Source organism: Oceanobacillus caeni (assembly GCF_042678465.1).
GTDB classification, from domain to species: Bacteria; Bacillota; Bacilli; order Bacillales; family Amphibacillaceae; genus Oceanobacillus; species Oceanobacillus caeni.
Window position 1 is genome coordinate 114,280 of sequence record NZ_JBHTKV010000008.1, and the last position, 13,549, is coordinate 127,828.

The 13,549-nt window shown below is 35.4% G+C and carries 17 protein-coding genes; 12 read left to right on the top strand and 5 right to left on the bottom strand.

The genetic code is table 11. The features are described from left to right. Positions 1-21: 21 nt before the first annotated feature. From ACFQ18_RS08185 to ACFQ18_RS08230, 10 genes are all read left to right on the top strand, one after another. Positions 22-978, top strand: coding sequence for a thymidylate synthase (locus tag ACFQ18_RS08185; RefSeq protein WP_047185057.1), 957 nt, complete (start codon positions 22-24; stop codon positions 976-978). A gap of 26 nt (positions 979-1,004) precedes the next feature. After that, positions 1,005-1,496, top strand: a complete 492-nt coding sequence (locus ACFQ18_RS08190; protein ID WP_145543192.1) for a dihydrofolate reductase — start codon at positions 1,005-1,007, stop codon at positions 1,494-1,496. A gap of 92 nt (positions 1,497-1,588) precedes the next feature. Continuing rightward, a complete protein-coding gene (tatA, locus tag ACFQ18_RS08195; RefSeq protein WP_047185059.1) occupies positions 1,589-1,798 on the top strand; it encodes a twin-arginine translocase TatA/TatE family subunit in 210 nt (69 codons plus the stop codon). Positions 1,799-1,816: 18 nt separating this feature from the next. Further along, positions 1,817-1,972, top strand: a complete 156-nt coding sequence (locus ACFQ18_RS08200) for a twin-arginine translocase TatA/TatE family subunit (protein WP_060668510.1) — start codon at positions 1,817-1,819, stop codon at positions 1,970-1,972. Between the two features lie 75 nt (positions 1,973-2,047). Beyond that, complete coding sequence (gene tatC, locus ACFQ18_RS08205; RefSeq protein ID WP_047185060.1) at positions 2,048-2,812, top strand: twin-arginine translocase subunit TatC; 765 nt, start codon at positions 2,048-2,050, stop codon at positions 2,810-2,812. 14 nt (positions 2,813-2,826) lie between these two features. Next, complete coding sequence (locus ACFQ18_RS08210; protein WP_047185061.1) at positions 2,827-3,039, top strand: YozE family protein; 213 nt, start codon at positions 2,827-2,829, stop codon at positions 3,037-3,039. A gap of 306 nt (positions 3,040-3,345) precedes the next feature. Next, entirely contained in the window at positions 3,346-3,885 is a 540-nt protein-coding gene (vrrA, locus tag ACFQ18_RS08215) for a VrrA/YqfQ family protein (RefSeq protein WP_204798116.1), read from the top strand. 71 nt (positions 3,886-3,956) lie between these two features. Further along, a complete protein-coding gene (msrA, locus tag ACFQ18_RS08220; RefSeq protein WP_204798117.1) occupies positions 3,957-4,916 on the top strand; it encodes a peptide-methionine (S)-S-oxide reductase MsrA in 960 nt (319 codons plus the stop codon). A 54-nt stretch (positions 4,917-4,970) separates the two neighbouring features. Beyond that, positions 4,971-5,177: a DUF6501 family protein gene (locus tag ACFQ18_RS08225; RefSeq protein ID WP_047185064.1), complete on the top strand. Its 207-nt coding sequence runs from the start codon at positions 4,971-4,973 to the stop codon at positions 5,175-5,177. 173 nt (positions 5,178-5,350) lie between these two features. Further along, positions 5,351-5,590, top strand: a complete 240-nt coding sequence (locus tag ACFQ18_RS08230; RefSeq protein ID WP_047185065.1) for an indolepyruvate ferredoxin oxidoreductase subunit alpha — start codon at positions 5,351-5,353, stop codon at positions 5,588-5,590. Positions 5,591-6,444: 854 nt separating this feature from the next. On the opposite strand, the gene ACFQ18_RS08235 is transcribed toward ACFQ18_RS08230, so the two are convergent. The 5 genes from ACFQ18_RS08235 to ACFQ18_RS08255 all read right to left on the bottom strand — a co-directional run bounded on the left by ACFQ18_RS08235 (position 6,445) and on the right by ACFQ18_RS08255 (position 11,654). Further along, on the bottom strand, positions 6,445-7,284 hold the full coding sequence (locus ACFQ18_RS08235) for an MFS transporter (protein ID WP_204798118.1): 840 nt from the start codon (positions 7,282-7,284) through the stop codon (positions 6,445-6,447). Beyond that, entirely contained in the window at positions 7,259-7,675 is a 417-nt protein-coding gene (locus ACFQ18_RS08240) for an MFS transporter (RefSeq protein ID WP_204798119.1), read from the bottom strand. The genes ACFQ18_RS08235 and ACFQ18_RS08240 overlap by 26 nt, the downstream gene beginning before the upstream one ends. A 59-nt stretch (positions 7,676-7,734) precedes the next feature. Further along, the gene (locus tag ACFQ18_RS08245; RefSeq protein WP_204798120.1) at positions 7,735-8,307 is read right to left on the bottom strand and encodes a DUF2087 domain-containing protein; all 573 of its coding nucleotides are present in this window, start codon (positions 8,305-8,307) and stop codon (positions 7,735-7,737) included. A 349-nt stretch (positions 8,308-8,656) separates the two neighbouring features. Beyond that, positions 8,657-11,248, bottom strand: a complete 2,592-nt coding sequence (locus ACFQ18_RS08250) for a flavin-containing monooxygenase (protein WP_379566130.1) — start codon at positions 11,246-11,248, stop codon at positions 8,657-8,659. A 280-nt stretch (positions 11,249-11,528) separates the two neighbouring features. Next, positions 11,529-11,654: a hypothetical protein gene (locus ACFQ18_RS08255; RefSeq protein ID WP_338113650.1), complete on the bottom strand. Its 126-nt coding sequence runs from the start codon at positions 11,652-11,654 to the stop codon at positions 11,529-11,531. A 159-nt stretch (positions 11,655-11,813) separates the two neighbouring features. Between ACFQ18_RS08255 and ACFQ18_RS08260 the strand changes: the two genes are divergently transcribed. Together ACFQ18_RS08260 and ACFQ18_RS08265 are read left to right on the top strand one after the other, a co-directional pair. Continuing rightward, positions 11,814-12,590 carry a hypothetical protein gene (locus tag ACFQ18_RS08260; protein ID WP_204798121.1) on the top strand — a complete coding sequence of 259 codons (777 nt, stop codon included), beginning with the start codon at positions 11,814-11,816 and terminating at the stop codon, positions 12,588-12,590. Further along, the gene (locus ACFQ18_RS08265; RefSeq protein ID WP_060668502.1) at positions 12,587-13,459 is read left to right on the top strand and encodes a DUF3307 domain-containing protein; all 873 of its coding nucleotides are present in this window, start codon (positions 12,587-12,589) and stop codon (positions 13,457-13,459) included. Before ACFQ18_RS08260 ends, ACFQ18_RS08265 begins: the two co-directional genes overlap by 4 nt. Positions 13,460-13,549 lie beyond the last annotated feature (90 nt).

Below are 13,549 nucleotides of genomic sequence, written 5' to 3' on the forward strand. Positions count from 1 at the left end.
TAAAAAGATGGAGGTTATTCCGTGATAAAAGGCGAACAAGCTTACTTAGACTTATGTCAACATATACTTGAAAATGGTAATAAACGTGATGACCGAACAAATACTGGAACTTATTCTATCTTTGGACATCAAATGAGATTTGATTTACAAGAAGGATTTCCATTATTAACGACGAAAAGAATCCCATTTAAATTAATTGTCTCTGAACTTCTTTGGTTTATGAAAGGAGACACAAATATTCGTTATTTATTACAACATAATAATAACATTTGGAATGAATGGGCATTTGAAAAATGGGTGAAAAGTGAGGAATACACCGGCCCTGACATGACTAACTTCGGAATTAGATGTCAAAAGGATCCAGAATTTAATGAGCTATTTCAGGAACAAATGGCTCTATTTAAGGAAAAAATATTAACAGATGAAACATTTGCTGAAAAATATGGTCATCTTGGTGCTGTTTATGGAAAACAGTGGAGAAATTGGAAAACATCTCAAAATGAAACGATTGATCAATTAAAAGATCTAATCGAAGGAATTAAACATAATCCAAATTCAAGAAGACATATTGTTTCTGCATGGAATCCAGAGGATATTCCAAATATGGCACTTCCGCCATGTCATACATTATTCCAATTCTATGTAGCGGATGGAAAAATATCCTGTCAGCTATATCAAAGAAGTGGAGATGTATTTTTAGGTGTTCCATTTAATATTGCTAGTTATGCACTACTAACCCATCTAATTGCTAAAGAGTGTAATCTAGAGGTGGGAGAGTTTGTTCATACGTTAGGAGACGCTCATATTTATTCCAATCATGTCGAACAAGTCCGAACTCAACTTGAGCGTGAACCAAAATCTTTTCCAACTTTAAAACTTAATCAGGAAAAACAATCTATTTTTGATTATGAAGTCGACGATATCGAAGTAGTCGATTATAATCCATATCCAACGATAAAAGCGCCAATTGCTGTATAAAATATAGACTAGCAGGAGTGATCTTGATGATTTCACTATTAGTAGCTATGGATAAAAATCGCGTTATCGGCGCCAATAATGATTTACCATGGCATCTTCCTAAGGATTTAAAATTCTTTAAAGAAAAAACCACCGGCAATACAATCATTATGGGGAGAAAGACATTTGATTCCATTGGTAAAGCTTTACCAAATCGTAGGAATGTAGTTATAACAAAGAAGGGTTCTCGCTTTCCGGAGAATATTGAAGTTGTAACGGACATTGATACCGTAGTAAAATGGAATAAAGAAAAACCAGATGAAGAGTTTTTTGTTATTGGTGGGGGAAATATATTCAATCAAGTACTGCCCTTAGCAGATCGTATGTATATTACATGGATTGAAGAAGAATTTGCTGGTGATACGTATTTTCCAGCGTTTTCTGATTCAGACTGGGTTTTGACTACTAAGGTTAAAGGGGATAAGGATGAAAAAAACCCTTATGACTATTATTTCTTACAATATGATAGAAGAAAATGAGTTATGCTTGTCTATTCGAAGGCTAACATGGTAATATTAAATAAAAGTAGTAAAAGGTTTACATAAGTATACTAACAAAAGAAGGTGTCAATATGGGCTTAGGAGCTATTGGAGTTCCAGGTTTGATTTTAATCTTAATTATTGCTTTAGTTGTTTTCGGGCCAAAAAAGTTGCCTGAGATTGGAAAGGCTGCCGGGGAAACACTAAAAGAATTTAAGAAATCCGCAAATGACTTGACTAGTGATGCCAAAGAAGAAATCGATGAAGTGAAAGCTATTGTTACAGATAAAGATGATAAATAATCTCTTGGAGTGTTTATAATGGGTATTGGGTTTCCAGGATTAATTCTAATTTTAATTGTTGCTTTAGTTGTTTTTGGTCCTTCCAAATTGCCTGAGATTGGAAAGGCTTTTGGCTCAACTTTAAAAGAGTTTAAAAAAGCAGTTCAAGACATGAGCGATGATGCGAAAAAGTAGCATATAGGTATATATGTGGAAGGTGTAAGGCCCTGACCTTACATCTTCTTTTGTTCTTATAGAAGGAGTGTTAATATGGGAAAAAACCATAAAAATAAAAAAGAAAGAGACATGGACGTTGTTGGTCATCTATCTGAACTAAGAAATAGGATCATGTTCACGGGAATATTTTTTATTGTCATTTTTATTGCTGGTTTTATCTATATTGAAGATATTTATTGGTTTTTTGCTAAAGAACTTGATTTTAAATTAACAGCCATAAGCCCTGGAGAAATTATCTGGATCTATTTTTCACTTGCTGGTGTAATCGCTCTTGCAGGAACATTGCCAATTATTGCTTATCAAATTTGGGCGTTTGTAAAACCTGGATTGACACCACGTGAGAGGAAGGTTACACTCCCTTACATACCTGCTGTTTTTGTTTTGTTTGTAGCGGGAATGGTTTTCGGTTATTTTCTTTTCACACATTTTATTATTCCGTTTCTTTTGAATTTAAACAATGGAATGTTTGATATCATGTTTACGGTTGATGGGTACTTTAAATTTTTAATACGAGTTACATTGCCGTTAGCAGCGTTATTTGAATTACCAATTGTTGTTATGTTCTTAACTAACTTGGGAATTTTAACTCCAGATTTCATGAAAAAAACAAGAAGATATGCTTATTTTCTATTGATTGTAATTAGTACGATGATTACACCACCAGATTTCTTTTTACCACTATTGGTTTCCGTGCCACTCATCTTAATTTATGAAATAAGCATTACTTTATGTAGTCGAGTATTTCGTAACAAGCAGAAAAAGCATGAAGAATATATGAAATCTGGAAACGTTTATTAGGAAGGGGGAAATATATGCGTTCATTTTACCAGTTTTTAATGACTTATAGAGGTAAGAAAACTCCTGATGACCAGAGTAATTTAGCTGACTGGGCTTTTCGTGACCATAATTTCCCTAAGCATTCTTCTGATTACCATGAAATAAGCAACTATCTTGAATGGAATAGCCCTTTCCCAAACGCACTTATCGTATTTGATGAGCTTTGGGATGCTTATACCGAAAGATAATGATAAAACATTCAGTAGCGATATTAAGCCTACTGAATGTTTTTTTAATAAGATCTCTAATCGACCTAATATGTCAAAAAACAGCAATATATCACAAAACAATTAAAGAAATTTAAATTTCTTGTAGCTTATTGCGCTTACCCAGGAAATAATAGAATATTTCATCATTTTATAAGTGATTTATGTTTTCTTTAGCCTACACACTTTATAGTCATTTATCGTAAAATAGGTTAGATATAAGAATAAAATTTTTCAGGTTTAACATCTAAAAAAGTTAGATATCAAGCAATGGGGAAGGGGATCAATATGTTATTTCCAACTCAAAGACAACAATATAGGTACCCGATGCCACCACCCCGGAATCAATTAGGCTTCGGCAGACCACAACCTCCAAATAGAGGATTCGGACTTCGATCAAGATCAGTTCCTACTAACAATGCAAAACCAAATTTATTGGGACGTCTATTAGGTTCGCAGCAACAGTTCGGAACTGGAGGTATATCAGCGGGAGGGGGGCTTTCAAAAACCTTAGGAAATATTCAACAAGTATTAAATGTCGTTCAGTCCACGGCCCCAATCGTTCAGGAATATGGACCAATGATTAAAAATCTCCCAGCGATGTACCGTATGATGAAAGCATTTAAAGATATAGATAAAATAGAAGATGCATCTGAAAATGATGACGATAAAGAAGAAAATAAGCAAGGAAATATAGAATTAAATTCTGATGAATTAGCAGATGATTCTATTAGTACAGAAAAAGAAAAATCGGAAAGTAATGAAGAGGTTATATCACAAAGTTCTAAAGAGGAAAAAGGCCTTTCGACACCAAAATTATTTATTTAAGCAGAGCGCTTGCATTTTTCTATAAAAAAAGGAAGAATAGAAATAAACATCCTAAAAATGGAGGTACGAAGATGGCTTCAAATATAGAAAAGGCGACTTTTGCTGGTGGTTGCTTCTGGTGTATGGTTGAACCATTTGATACTAGACCCGGTGTAGAAAATGTAATCTCTGGATATACAGGTGGAAATATAGAAAATCCTACGTATGAACAAGTCTGTTCAAATACAACAGGACATGTAGAAGCTGTTCAAATCACATTTGACCCAGCCATCATGCCATATGAACGACTTGTTGATACGTTTTGGCAGCAAATTGATCCAACAGATCCAGGTGGACAATTCAATGATCGTGGAGAATCATACCAAACTGCAATTTTCTATCACAATGATGAACAAAAGGCAATTGCTGAGAGTTCTAAGCAGGCACTTGAGGAAAGTGGGAAATTTTCTAAACCAATTGTAACTAAAATTTTACCTGCAAAACCATTCTATCCTGCAGAAGAGAATCACCAAGATTATTATAAAAAGCAATCTTTCCATTATAGATTATACAAAAAAGGATCTGGAAGAGAAGATTACATTAAGTCAACATGGGGCATGAGCGTAGATAAATCTAAATTGAAAGAACAGCTCACCCCAATTCAATATCATGTAACGCAAGAAAACGGAACGGAAAGACCTTTTCAAAACGAATATTGGAATAACACAAAAGAAGGTATATACGTTGATGTCATCTCAGGTGAAGTGCTATTTTCTTCTAAGGATCAATATGATGCGGGATGTGGTTGGCCAAGCTTCACCAAACCAGTTGATTCTTATCAAGTAACAGAACATCTCGATCAATCACATGGTATGATACGTACGGAGGTCCGCAGTCGAAAAGCTGATTCACATCTAGGACATGTATTTGAAGATGGGCCAAGGGAGACTGGAGGATTACGGTATTGCATGAATTCTGCAGCGATGAAATTTATCCCTAAAGAAGAAATGAAAGAAAAAGGATATGCAAATTATCTGTATTTATTTGAATAAAAATATAAGTTTACCATAACTTTATTATGTTAACTAGTAACGGAGTGATAAAAAATGATGCATTTAAAATGGGAAAATAACGAGACAATAAAACAAATCGAATGTGTACACGCGAATGCAAAGAAATTTATGGTTGATAATAAATTGACACCTGGAAAAATCTACGATGTGAAAAATGAGACAGATGAATTTTACTTTATAAAAGATAATAGCAATCGAATTGGCGGTTATTTAAAAGAGTATTTCAAAGAAGTAAAATAGTATGGGAACTCCCAACAGTTAGATTCACTTCTAACTGTTGGGGGTATTTATTTGCGTTATTTATGGATAATTAAATAATTGATTGAAAGATGAATCTTTTATTTTATTGTAGAAATAAGTTATACTATCTAATGGAGAATCGTATTTTGCAATGAAGGTAGGAGGAGATTGTATTGGCTTTTATTATAACATCACCATGTAAAACCGAAAAAGCTGGAGAATGTGTAGAAGTTTGTCCTGTAGACTGTATTGAAGAAGGAGAAGATATGTTCTATATCGATCCTGATATATGTATAGATTGCGGCGCATGTGAAGCTGTTTGTCCTGTCGAGGCAATTTTCATGGAAGATGAGGTTCCAGAAGCTGAAACGGAATATATCGAATTAAACCGTAAATTTTTTGAGAATAGATAATTTGAGGAAAGTCACTACTAAAAAGTATGTGGCTTTTTTTATTTTTATAAATATGGAATTCAACTGTGTAAGACGTAGTGAAATATATTTACTTTTGTGTCGATTGGGAAGGAAAAATTTTCTTAAACGTCAGGATTGATCTAAATTGTTAAATAAATTTCTTCTAGAAACAGAATTATATATTCATAAAAAAATTAAATTTTATCTCACTATCTTAAGTATACTTTTATTTTGAGATTGATTTTTGGCTTTTAACACGACTTCCTATAATAAAGATTATGTAAACCCGATAAAAATGAAAGCGTACCGAACAAATATCTCACTCCTCTGAGTTACTAGTTACTATAATAAAAATTATTAGGAACTAACTAATACAGCGTCCTTCTAACTTTTGATACTGTACTAATTAGTTCCTGTTGTCAGTAAAGTAATTTGTTTTCATTTTCTGTGAGTGCTTGTTTTTGCGGTACATGTTTCATTAATTCTTTTTCATATGATTGATCTCAAATCTTAAAATACCTAACAGACGATTTTGTTTTCTAGCATAATACTTGAGATTATCTTGTTTACTATACCCTTATAAAAATTTAATTGCTGTCATCTCTACGCCTTTTTCCGCCAAAATGGTGGAAAACGTTACCCATGAATCTATGGTGGTGTGATTTTCTCTCCTCCCTCTCATTCCAACTCTTTACAAAGACGGTTGGTAAGGAGATTTAACGCTTTTGCTCTCGATGGAAGACCTTTCAATCTAAATAAAAGTGTATCTTCTGGTTGAATCTGATACGTATACATATGTTCCTTTAATTTGGGATAGAAGCTAGGAATGCTTATGACAGTTAAAAACTTAATGGCTATCTGATATCTGATCTTTTTAGTTTTCGTATTGATGCACGGAAATTAAAAATTCTAAATACCAACATAAAGACTAATGCAAATATAATATACGTAACACCAACAAGAAAAGAGCTTTGCAAAGGAGGAAGCCATTCCGTTAAAAACCCTGCTCCAATCATTGCAATTCCCATTGAACTATTCTGAAACATAGTTAAAGCACCAAATAGAAATCCCCGTTTGGAAGCAGGTAGTATTTTCATCAAAACAGTATCAAAGCATATATTGCTTATTCCACCTACAAAAGTTATTGAAATGGCAAGCACTATAGCTTGCACAAAAAAGAATGATTGACTAAGTAATAAATGACCTACGCCCTCCAGTAAAATCATTAAAACCCCTATCGCAATATATTTTCCACGAATCCACTTAACCATTGTTGAACTTAAGACAAACCCCATTCCTAAGGCTGCATAAATTAAACCAACTCCTAAATCTCCTTTATCAAAAACCTCTAATGCAATTAAGTTAAATATTACATTATCAACACCATTTGCAAGGGGCATGATGAGTAGCATGACCATCAAAAATACGCGTAATAAAGCAACTCTTATTATAAGAAACCCACTTTCTTTCAATGAAGATTCTACAACTTCAATTTTCGAACTCCTATTAATGTCACATCTTGTTAAACGCCACATTAAAATTGCTGCTAAAAAAAGAAATGCCGCATGGAAGAAAAATAAAACATTCACATTAGATAAAAAAGCGATTATACCTCCAAGAAGTGAGCCAAAAACAAGTGTTACCCCTACAATATTCTGCTCTAAACCATTAATCGAAACTAAATTTTTTTTCAACGATATCGGGAATAATCGAAAATCGAACTGGGTTATAAACTGCCTGCCCACTAGCGATAATAAATGTACTAAGATACAACAAGCCCAACTGTTCTGTAATTGCTGCCCAGATTGGGAGTAATGCGAATGGTGTTCTTAAAAGGTCTGTCCAAAATAACAGCTTCGCCTTATGAAAACAATCGGCCAGGTATCCACTAATAGGAGCGAATATAATTGTTGGTAAGACAAGGAGAGCCATAAGTATCCCTAAAGCGACCCCAGATTCAGTTAATAGATAAAGCAGCGCAAAAGAACCAACTTGAGCGAATCGTCCCCCAATACCATTCAACACGGAACTCCAAAATATAATTTGATATTTTGGCTCCTTTTTCAATATTTGAAAACCATGCAAAATATCCCCTCCAACAAAATAGACATCCATCTAATTAGATGTTCAAAAAAATGACCTGATTATACAGGCCACATTTCAACTGGATTTAGTTCATAAATACTATCTTGGCGATACATAAAATGAGCCATTACAAATTCACGCCTAATCGTTGCGAAATCTTGATGATATTGCTGAATATATTCATTGATTTCTGTTTCTTTATACGCTTTTCCATGTTCTAGACCACGCAACATATATTCTAAAAGAATCAGCTTCTTTTTTCTTTGGGCAGGCAACGCCTTTAATTTTCCATTACCATCTATGAAGTTCTTAATGACCTTTGATTTTTCTTCATCTGTTATATCGAATCTTTCACACATTTCTTCATCCCCGATTCGGATGATCTCAAGCGCCATTCGTTCAAGTTTATCTTTGTTTAAATAAAAATAAATTGTATTCTTATCTCGCCGTTGATAAACAATATCAATCTCTTTTAATTTTGATAAATGATGAGAAATTGTCGGCGGCTTTAACCCTAACTTGCCTGCAATTGCTTGACCATGTAGTGGCCCTGCTTTCAATAGGCTAATAATGCGGATTCGAGTTTTGTCTCCAATTGTTTTATGAAAATTAACGATTCGATCTAATTGCATAATAATCCCTCCTACACTAATTAGATTATAATCTAATTAGATGAATATGAAAACCCTTTATTTATAATATATTGCTCTTACACTAAACTGCCACATTAGTTTAAATATTTCCCTTTATATACTCACTTATATCATATCACTTAAGTTATTCAGCTATATTACATCAAGAAACACATAAATCTATTGGTGCAAATATGGATCTATGTTGATTATCGTGATAATTGTACTACAATATGAGTAACATAAAACAAAGACGTAGATGCCGCTAACACCTACGTCTAAGTATTTAATATTTAGATATTCACATGTGTATTTAACCTCCTAAAAACTCGGAATCTATCTAGATCATTTACACCACATGAAAAGCACGGCTTAAAGCATTCGCCGCCTGGTTGATCCCGTAATGCGCCTCGGCAAGCACTCCTGGCATCCAAAAGAAACCGTGGATCATTCCGTCATAGCGCGTCAGTTCAACTGGTACACCTGCTGTTTTTAGGCGTTCCGCATAAGCTTCTCCTTCATCACGCAATGGATCATATCCTGCCGTAATTACCAGAGCTGGCGGCAGTCCCCTTACGTCATCGGCCAATAATGGTGAAGCGTATGGATTTTTGCCGTCCTGCTCATCACGTAAATAGTGATTCCAAAACCAAACCATTGTATTCTTTGTTAAAAAGTACCCTTCTGCATTTTCGTTATAAGATTCTGTGTCATAGGAATGATTGGTTACCGGATAGATTAGCATTTGATATACAAGCGAAGGACCTTTCCGATCTCGGGCCATCAAGGCTACAACTGCCGCGAGATTTCCACCTGCACTGTCACCACCAACGGCAATACGGTCAGGATCTACCCGAATTGATTCAGCATTTTCTGCCACCCACTTTACGGCCGCATATGCATCTTCAGTAGCCGTCGGAAATTTGTACTCTGGTGCCAAACGGTAATCAACCGACACTACAACACAACGGGCTCTGTTTGCTAACATTCGGCAAGGCACATCGACGGTGTCTAAATTGCCGATAACCCAGCCGCCGCCATGGTAGTACACCAATGCTGGCAATGGGCCTTCACTGGCTGGTGTGTAAATCCGAACAGTAATTTCCCCGTCAGCCAGTGGAATCGTCCTGTTTATTACTGTTTCTACCTCTTCTGGAGCTCCTGCCAACAATTGAAAATCAGCGGACTTTCTCGCTTGATCTGGTGTAAGTGACTCCATTGGCGGTGCTCCTGTAGCCTCCAATTGTTTTAAAACAAACCAAGCTTGCGGGTCAATATCGGCCTTGAAAAATCCCTCTTTAACTAAACTTTCATCAGTTCCATTGGAAGATAATAGGGATGTAAACCCTTCATAGCCCCTAGCTGCTACATCATCACAAATTAAACGATAAAGCCCTACCCCTCCGGAAAAGGCGAGAAATCTCCGCGGTTTGCCTTCGATATTGGCTCCCATATACCATGAATCTGTTTTGGTTAGCAGAGACATGTCGGCAATTGCCTGACATTGCTGGCTCCAAAATTCTTCTGCCTCTATTGTAGCCTCAAATGCTTCTAAATGATGTTCACGAAGGTAATCAATGCAATCCGCAACCCATTCTACGTGCTGCTCAATGGAAACCATCATGTTGCTTAGGACTGATGGACTCTGAGGACCAGTCAACATAAACATGTTCGGGAAACCGGAAGTGGACAGGCCAAGATAAGTCTTTAAATCAGCACCATCTTCCCATTTCTCCTTAAGCGACACATCATTCTTCCCACGAATATCAATTTTAAACAAAGGACCTGTCATAGCGTCAAAGCCAGTTGCAAACACAAGGACGTCTAATTCATATTCCTTATCTGTCGTTTTGATCCCATTTGGGGTAATTTCCGTAATAGGCTCTGCCTTTATATCAATAAGGGAGACATTTTCTCGGTTATAGGTTTCAAAATAGTTAGTGTCAATAATGGGGCGTTTTGTAGCGTAGTAATAGGTTGGCATTAGTTTTTGTGCTACTTCTGGGTCTTGGACAATTTTCTTAATTTTAGAGCGGATAAAGGTTGCGGCGGTTTCATTTGCTTCAGGTAGTATTCCAATGTCATTGTAGTTATAGGTTAGGGTAAATAATCCACCCTCCTGCCATGCCTTTTCGTATAGACGCTCTCTTTCTTCTGGGGAATCCTCCAGGGCTGATTTCATCCGAGGTGCGGATGGAACTCCGTGCATCGAGTAACGCATAAGTTGTTTAATTTCTGCGTAATTTTGCCTTGTTTCGTTGATTACTTCGGAATCATACGGATGATTTTGCGCTGGACAGCTATACTGCGGTGTCCTCTGAAACACGGTGAGGTGGCCAGCTTCTTTGGCAATAACCGGAATTGCTTGAATTCCACTTGATCCGGTTCCAATCACACCAACTTGCTTACCACTGAAGTCTACTTTTTCTTGCGGCCATCTTCCTGTGTGATATACCTCTTTTTTGAAGCTGTCTAACCCTTTAAATTTTGGTATGTTAGAGGCAGAAAGGCACCCTAATGCCGTAATAAAGTACTCAGCTGTGACTTGCGTGCCGTCTTCCATTCCAATCTCCCAGTTACGGTTTTGTTCATTGTAGCGGGCAGCTGTGATCCGTGTATTGAACTGAATGTCCCGACGCAAATCCAATTTATCCGCTACAAAATTTATATAGTTTAGTATTTCCGGTTGCTCAGCATATCTGGAAGACCAAGTCCATTCGTTCAAAATCTCTTCTGAAAAAGTATAATTATAGTAGATACTCTCGATGTCACAACGCGCACCGGGGTAGCGGTTCCAATACCAGGTTCCCCCAATATCTTCACCGGCTTCATAAACGCGAACCGAATAACCTGCCTCCCGTAATCGATGAAGCATATATAATCCAGAAAAACCCGCTCCAACTACCACAGCATCAAACACATTAGTATTATGTTGATTCAATACTATTGTCAATCGCCTCCTTAAAATTAAAATTTGTCAAAATGAAGTCAAGGGTTGTATGCGTTTTCATATACTTTCCGGCTAGATGTATAAAACTCTGCTTAAACTTCCCTCGTTAAAATTTTTCTTTCTTCTATAAACCCCTCCTGTAAATTTTACGGGTCAAGATATACATTTATTACTTTTTTAGAATAATTAAGTTACATAAAATACCATTAAGTCTCTGAATAGTTTTTATCTTTTGCATCCTCTAAACTGCTCTAAAAGCTTTATTACTTTGTTAAATTTTTGTTAAATTATAGCTTAAATCTATGTGGTGATAGATTTCTTCATTTGGAACAGCACCATCTAATACAATGCTAATCTTATTCATATGATAAGCAGTGTTGTTGCTGCTTTTAACCAATTTTTCACTCCGAAACTTGAGTTAATTACTTTACCATAGTATGTTTTAGTCTAAATCATCTAACTTATATTAAGTTTGACTATTTCATCTAACTTTTGTTATATTCGATTATATAATCAAACTTCTCTGTACGTTGGATAAGAAAGGAACTGTTTATACATGTTAAATGGAGTCTCCGTCTTTATCATGGATGTAAGTAATTCATCTAAAGAAAATATCGGTAATGAATTAAGTGAATATCTGCAGCAATTAAAAATGAGCATTGCAGATTGGACAAAAGATACTGTTGTGACCAAGATCAGTCATCGTGCTGGTGATGAATTGGCCGTGGTATGTAGTGGCTATGCATCGGCATATACACTTGCCTTCTATATAAGCCGTATTTGGAAGTTCGCAAATCATAAACCTTATTTTGGTCTATCGTTTGGCAATATCCAAGAGGATGTAAATGCTATAAACATAGAAACTTGGATTCATCCATTAATGAAACATGCAAGAAATGCCAATGATTATCTAAAAAAACAACAGAACAGATTGCTATTTCGCTTTGAATTACCTGGTTTATCAGATGAACAAGGATTCACTGTTTTTAGCAAACAGTTCGAAACATTAATAAATACGAGTTTAACCCTAAAGCAAGAACAAATTAACGAACAAACTCAAATACAATCTCTCGTCTGTTCTTTGTATTTAATCCTCGGTCAACAAAATAAAATAAGTCAATATCTTGATAGAACAACAGCTACTATATCAAATCATATGAAAAAAGGTAAAACGCAAGTCATCTTAAACACTTTTTATGACATTGTTAATGTACTGGATTCATTAGAAGCACATGATAAATATCATCTAACTGATAAGCTGCAAACAACCATTCGACAGCATGTATTAAACCATTTACAGGATTATTTTCCTAAAGAAGGGAGATTATCATGACTGTACTATTACTACTACTTGCACATTTAATAGCTGACTTTTGGTTGCAAACGGATCAAATGGTAAAAAATAAAATAAAACATTTAAAGAAACATATATTTCACCATTTACTAACAACTGGAATTGTACTTGCTATTATATGGGGTTATCAATATGAGTTTCAAAATATAATAATGTATTTTATTCTACCTTTAATTTTTATTATTATCACACATCTCCTGATTGATATGTTAAAAATAAAGCTAGTAGACTCCATTAAAAGAAGCCCAACGGATCATATTATAAGACTGAGATACTTTCTATTAGATCAAGTATTACATGCAATGATGATCATCATTGCATGCCTCCTTTTCTTTCGTATGAAAGTCGCAGAAATGACGACTAGTTTGCTAGACTTATATGGGACAAACGGTTTAAGCCCGTTTAATACATTTTTATTTATTTCTATTATTTATATTTTAGCAACAAGTGTCAGCGGTCATATCGTTAAATTTATAGTTGGTTCATTGCCCTCAGAACTTGTAAATTTTGAAGGTGAACTAACATTAAGACATCAAATGAATGATACAACAGAAAAAAGTCAACCTAAGATGGAAAATAGCTTTACGGAGGAATATCATTATTTTACATACTCTTCCCCACTTCGATCGCGTGGGAAACTTATCGGCTACATAGAAAGATTGCTTGTTATTATATTAACCGTGATAGGCTCCTATTCGTCTATTGCCTTTATTATTGCTGCCAAGTCAATTGCACGATTCAAACAGTTAGAAGATAGAAGCTGGGCGGAATATTTCTTATTAGGTACACTATCTTCTATCTTTCTAGGATTAGTACTTGGTCTTGCTGTACAAGGAATCATTAAGTAGATCCTTCTTGATAAATCATGACCACCCGTCCAACGGGTGGTTTGCACAACGGCTATAAGCCTATACTACCGACCAGCGTCTCAAGGCGCT

Excerpts from the sequence above, each read along its gene's own strand:
- ACFQ18_RS08190 (WP_145543192.1), top strand. The coding sequence starts at position 1,005 with ATGATTTCACTATTAGTAGCTATGGATAAAAATCGCGTTATCGGCGCC.
- tatA (WP_047185059.1), top strand. The coding sequence starts at position 1,589 with ATGGGCTTAGGAGCTATTGGAGTTCCAGGTTTGATTTTAATCTTAATT.
- ACFQ18_RS08200 (WP_060668510.1), top strand. The coding sequence starts at position 1,817 with ATGGGTATTGGGTTTCCAGGATTAATTCTAATTTTAATTGTTGCTTTA.
- tatC (WP_047185060.1), top strand. The coding sequence starts at position 2,048 with ATGGGAAAAAACCATAAAAATAAAAAAGAAAGAGACATGGACGTTGTT.
- ACFQ18_RS08210 (WP_047185061.1), top strand. The coding sequence starts at position 2,827 with ATGCGTTCATTTTACCAGTTTTTAATGACTTATAGAGGTAAGAAAACT.
- vrrA (WP_204798116.1), top strand. The coding sequence starts at position 3,346 with ATGTTATTTCCAACTCAAAGACAACAATATAGGTACCCGATGCCACCA.
- msrA (WP_204798117.1), top strand. The coding sequence starts at position 3,957 with ATGGCTTCAAATATAGAAAAGGCGACTTTTGCTGGTGGTTGCTTCTGG.
- ACFQ18_RS08225 (WP_047185064.1), top strand. The coding sequence starts at position 4,971 with ATGATGCATTTAAAATGGGAAAATAACGAGACAATAAAACAAATCGAA.
- ACFQ18_RS08245 (WP_204798120.1), bottom strand. The coding sequence starts at position 8,307 with ATGCAATTAGATCGAATCGTTAATTTTCATAAAACAATTGGAGACAAA.
- ACFQ18_RS08260 (WP_204798121.1), top strand. The coding sequence starts at position 11,814 with ATGTTAAATGGAGTCTCCGTCTTTATCATGGATGTAAGTAATTCATCT.
- ACFQ18_RS08265 (WP_060668502.1), top strand. The coding sequence starts at position 12,587 with ATGACTGTACTATTACTACTACTTGCACATTTAATAGCTGACTTTTGG.